General features: G+C 65.0%; 6 protein-coding genes. 5 read left to right on the forward strand and 1 reads right to left on the reverse strand.

Annotated elements, in window-relative coordinates:
- Positions 1-359 precede the first annotated feature (359 nt).
- Entirely contained in the window at positions 360-1124 is a 765-nt protein-coding gene (locus tag VDP82_RS15055) for a sulfite exporter TauE/SafE family protein (protein WP_323015651.1), read from the forward strand.
- A 71-nt stretch (positions 1125-1195) separates the two neighbouring features.
- Here VDP82_RS15055 and VDP82_RS15060 read toward each other — a convergent pair whose 3' ends face one another.
- Positions 1196-1366 (reverse strand): YdcH family protein, encoded by a 171-nt coding sequence (locus tag VDP82_RS15060; protein WP_323015652.1) that lies wholly within the window; start codon positions 1364-1366, stop codon positions 1196-1198.
- A 155-nt stretch (positions 1367-1521) separates the two neighbouring features.
- Between VDP82_RS15060 and VDP82_RS15065 the strand changes: the two genes are divergently transcribed.
- From VDP82_RS15065 to rpsU, 4 genes are all read left to right on the forward strand, one after another.
- Positions 1522-1737: a YdcH family protein gene (locus VDP82_RS15065; protein ID WP_323015653.1), complete on the forward strand. Its 216-nt coding sequence runs from the start codon at positions 1522-1524 to the stop codon at positions 1735-1737.
- A 101-nt stretch (positions 1738-1838) separates the two neighbouring features.
- Positions 1839-2303, forward strand: a complete 465-nt coding sequence (gene purE / locus VDP82_RS15070; protein ID WP_323015656.1) for a 5-(carboxyamino)imidazole ribonucleotide mutase — start codon at positions 1839-1841, stop codon at positions 2301-2303.
- Between the two features lie 6 nt (positions 2304-2309).
- Positions 2310-3392 carry a 5-(carboxyamino)imidazole ribonucleotide synthase gene (locus VDP82_RS15075; RefSeq protein WP_323015654.1) on the forward strand — a complete coding sequence of 361 codons (1083 nt, stop codon included), beginning with the start codon at positions 2310-2312 and terminating at the stop codon, positions 3390-3392.
- 189 nt (positions 3393-3581) lie between these two features.
- Entirely contained in the window at positions 3582-3842 is a 261-nt protein-coding gene (gene rpsU / locus VDP82_RS15080) for a 30S ribosomal protein S21 (RefSeq protein ID WP_323015655.1), read from the forward strand.
- Positions 3843-3968: the final 126 nt, after the last annotated feature.

A 3968-nucleotide genomic window follows, 5' to 3' on the forward strand; every position in this document is an offset into this window, starting at 1 on the left:
GGGTCACGAAGAATTCGACGCTGATTCGGTGTTTTCCAAGCTCAAATCGCTCAAGAGCGACACCGAAGAATAAGCCGGGACCCTCAGGGTCACCCCCTCCCGGCCTCCCCCATCAAGGGGGAGGTGTGGCTCGGTGTCCTTGGCACAATCGTGCCCAACCTCGAAATTGCACCCTCCCCCTTGTGGGGAGGGCTGGGGAGGGGGTGCCTGTGAGGCACTTTCTCTCCCAACCACCGCACGTTTCCCCCTCGTCCCACACGGATCCGGTGGTCCGGGGAACTCGGCTGAAGCTCCCTCTTCCCGCATTGACCCGCCGCCCGGGCCGGCATACCCATTAGGGCCCTTCCTGGACCCCTCCCATGCTCGATCCCGTTTTCTTCATTCCGGTCGCCGTCATCGCCGTGCTCATCGTCGGGCTGTCCAAGGCGGGCCTGCTGGGCAGCCTGGGCATGGTGGGCGTGCCGCTGCTGGCCCTGGTCATGCCGGCGCGCGATGCCGCCGGCATGATGCTGCCGGTGCTGCTGGCCATGGACGCCGTCGCCATCTGGACCTATCGGCGCGAGGTCAACTGGGCCATCCTGCGCCTCATGCTGCCCGGCGCCGCCATCGGCACGCTGCTGGGCTGGGGGCTCTGGAGCCTGGTTTCAGACGATGCCGTGCTGCTTTTCGTCGGCGTGGTGACGCTGCTGTTCATCCTCGATGCCATCCTGCCGCTGCGCAAGAAGCTCGCCGGCCTGCCGCCATCGCGGCCCTGGGGCGCCTTCTGGGGCGGCTTTGCCGGCTTCACCAGCTTCATCAGCCACACCGGCGGCCCGCCCTTCCAGATCTATGTGCTGCCCCAGCGTCTGGCGCCGGCGCTCTATGCGGGGACTTCGGCGTTTTTCTTCGCCATCGTCAACACGGCCAAGCTCATCCCCTATTTCTTCCTCGGCCAACTCAACGTCCATAACCTCACCCTGTCGGCGGCGCTGATTCCGGTGGGCCTGGTCGGCGTCCTGCTGGGCGTCTGGATGGTGCGGCGCATTTCCATGGCCTGGTTTTACACCATCGCCTATTGGCTGGTGTTCCTGCTCGCCCTCTACATCACCTGGAAGGGCGCCATGGGGCTGTTGAGCGGAATTTAGGGCAACAAAAAAGGGCCGCAGTCATATGCTGTAGCCCTTCCCGTTTCTCCTCGAGAAACTGCGCGCCGCTTTTATGTCGAGGCCATGTACCTCTGCAATTCGTCCTTCACTTCCAGTTTCTTGCGCTTGAGCGCGCTCACCATCAGATCGTCGTAGCGGCCAGTCTGCATCTGGGCCTGGATCTGGCGGTCCAACTCCTGGTGGCGCCGTTCCAGCGCCGCGATATGCCCTTCAGTCGTCATGACAACTCCTAGAAAGCCTATGTGGACGACCCATCGTCACAAATATTTCATGTCTTGTCACGCGCCCTTTGCGCCGCGGTTGAAATCGGATGCAAAACTCCTCGTGATCGGCTAACCAATGATGAACGTTGCGGCTTCGGGAGAGCGCTTCATTCATGCTTTCGCTCAGCAAGGAACAACAGGCCAGCCTCGGACTGGAGCTGGCCACCAAGCGCCAGGAGCACAGCGACCTGGATGCGGCCATCGATACGCTGAGCCGCTCGCATCTGGCCGATCGCATGCTGATCCAGCGCCTCAAGAAGCGCAAGCTGGCGCTCAAGGACCGTATCGCGCAGCTCGAAAATCTTCTGCTGCCCGATATCATCGCCTGAGCCGGCCGCGCTTGAGTCGGCTGGCAAACTGGGCTACACGCCCCCATGGTAGAGCTTGAGGGATTGGCTCTGTGCTGACCAAACCATCCGTCGCCATCGTCATGGGCAGCCAGTCCGACTGGCCCACCATGCGCCTCGCCGCCGAGACGCTGGAAGCGCTTGAGGTCGAATATGAGGCCCGCATCGTCTCCGCCCATCGCACGCCCGAGCGCCTGGTCGAATTCGCCACCAATGCCCGCGCCGAAGGCTTCAGGATCATCATTGCCGGGGCCGGCGGCGCCGCCCATCTGCCCGGCATGATCGCCTCGATGACGCCGCTGCCGGTCTTCGGCGTGCCGGTGCGTTCAAGGGCGCTCAATGGCCAGGACAGCCTCTTGTCCATCGTACAGATGCCCGGCGGCATTCCGGTGGGCACGCTGGCCATCGGCGAACCCGGCGCCATCAATGCCGCCCTGCTCGCCGCCGCCGTCCTGGCGCTGTCCGATGACGATCTGGCCGACCGGCTCGATGATTGGCGCGCCCGCCAGAGCCAGGCCGTGCCGCTTTTCCCCGCCGATAGCGAGTAAGCCGCAATGTCCCAGCCCCTCTCCCCGCTGCCTCCCGGCAGCACCATCGGCATTCTCGGCGGCGGCCAGTTGGGCCGCATGCTTTCGCTTGCCGCCAGCCGGCTGGGCCTGCGCACCCATATCTATTGCCCCGATCCGGCCAGCCCCGCCTTCGAGGTGACTCCCCACAGGACCATCGCCGCCTATGACGACGAAAAGGCGCTCGCCGCCTTTGCCGAGGCCGTCGATGTGGTCACCTATGAATTCGAGAACGTGCCCGCCGCCACGGCCGAGTTTCTTGCCACCCGCAAGCCGCTGCGCCCCGGCGCCAATGCGCTGGCCATCTCGCAGGACCGCCTGGCCGAAAAGCGGTTCCTTTCCTCCAAGAACATCCCCCTCGCCCCCTGGCGCCCCGTCGAAAGCCTCACCGATCTCGCGGCCGCCATGGCCGATCTCGGCCTGCCCGCCGTGCTCAAGACCACGAGGCTGGGCTATGACGGCAAGGGCCAGCGCGTCATCCGCGCCGCCGACGAAGCCGAAGCCGCCTTCGCCGCGCTCGACCCTCATCCACTGGTGCTCGAAGGTTTCATGCCCTTCGAAAAGGAAATTTCGGTGGTCATCGCCCGCAATGGCGCCGGCGAGGTCCGCGCCTATGACGTGGCCGAGAATGTCCACCGCGATCACATCCTCTTCACCTCCACCGTCCCCGCCGATATCGCGCCCGGCCTCGCCCGTCAGGCCGCCATGCTGGCCAAGGTCATCGTGGTGGCGCTCGATTATGTCGGCGTGCTGGGCGTCGAGTTTTTCGTCATTCCCGGCGAGCGGCCTTCCCTCGTGGTCAACGAGATCGCCCCGCGCGTCCACAATTCCGGGCACTGGACCGAGGCGGTCTGCCTCACCGACCAGTTCGAGCAGCATATCCGCGCCGTCGCCCTCTGGCCGTTGGGCGATCCGGCGCGCATGGCCGATGTGGTGATGGAAAACCTCATCGGCGACGACGTGCTGGCCCTGCCGGCCCGACTCGATGGCGACAGCCAGCCCCATCTTTACGGCAAGGCCGAGCCCCGCCCCGGCCGCAAGATGGGCCATATCAACCGCATCCGGCGATGATCCTGCCCCGCCGGGCGGCAAATCCAGCCCGCCATGCCGGATTTTCCCTTTCGGGAGGTGGACAAGCCCGCCGTCCTGGGCTATAGAGCGGCCCACGGTGACCGGTGCATCCGGTCGGCGATGGCACCTTTTGGTGTCGGCGCTATTGTCCAAACCCACATTTCAGTGCTTCGAAAGGGCGGTTGACCTTTGCAAGTAGTCGTTCGCGATAACAATGTTGACCAGGCGCTCCGCGCGCTCAAGAAAAAGCTTCAGCGCGAAGGCGTCTTCCGCGAGATGAAGCTGCGCAACTACTACGAGAAGCCCTCCGAGAAGAAGGCCCGCCAGAAGGCCGAGGCCGTGCGCCGCGCCCGCAAGCTGGCCCGCAAGCGCGCCCAGCGCGAGGGCGGCCTGCCCAGCCCGACCGCTCGTCCCGCCGCTGCCCGTCCGGCCGCCGCGCCGCGCAGCTAAGCGCCTCTTTCCCGTTTTGCTCAACGCCGTCCCTTGCGGGCGGCGTTTTGCCGTTTGCGGCACCGCGCCCTTAGAGCGTTTCCAGCAAAAGTGGAAACGGTTTTGCGGTTCAGAAACGCGATAAAA

The sequence above is a fragment of the Devosia sp. genome, from assembly GCF_034675085.1.
Taxonomy (GTDB): domain Bacteria; phylum Pseudomonadota; class Alphaproteobacteria; order Rhizobiales; family Devosiaceae; genus Devosia.

What these genes read in the sequence shown, in the direction of transcription:
- VDP82_RS15055 (WP_323015651.1), top strand. Translation starts at nt 360, where the DNA reads ATGCTCGATCCCGTTTTCTTCATTCCGGTCGCCGTCATCGCCGTGCTC.
- VDP82_RS15060 (WP_323015652.1), bottom strand. Translation starts at nt 1,366, where the DNA reads ATGACGACTGAAGGGCATATCGCGGCGCTGGAACGGCGCCACCAGGAG.
- VDP82_RS15065 (WP_323015653.1), top strand. Translation starts at nt 1,522, where the DNA reads ATGCTTTCGCTCAGCAAGGAACAACAGGCCAGCCTCGGACTGGAGCTG.
- purE (WP_323015656.1), top strand. Translation starts at nt 1,839, where the DNA reads ATGGGCAGCCAGTCCGACTGGCCCACCATGCGCCTCGCCGCCGAGACG.
- VDP82_RS15075 (WP_323015654.1), top strand. Translation starts at nt 2,310, where the DNA reads ATGTCCCAGCCCCTCTCCCCGCTGCCTCCCGGCAGCACCATCGGCATT.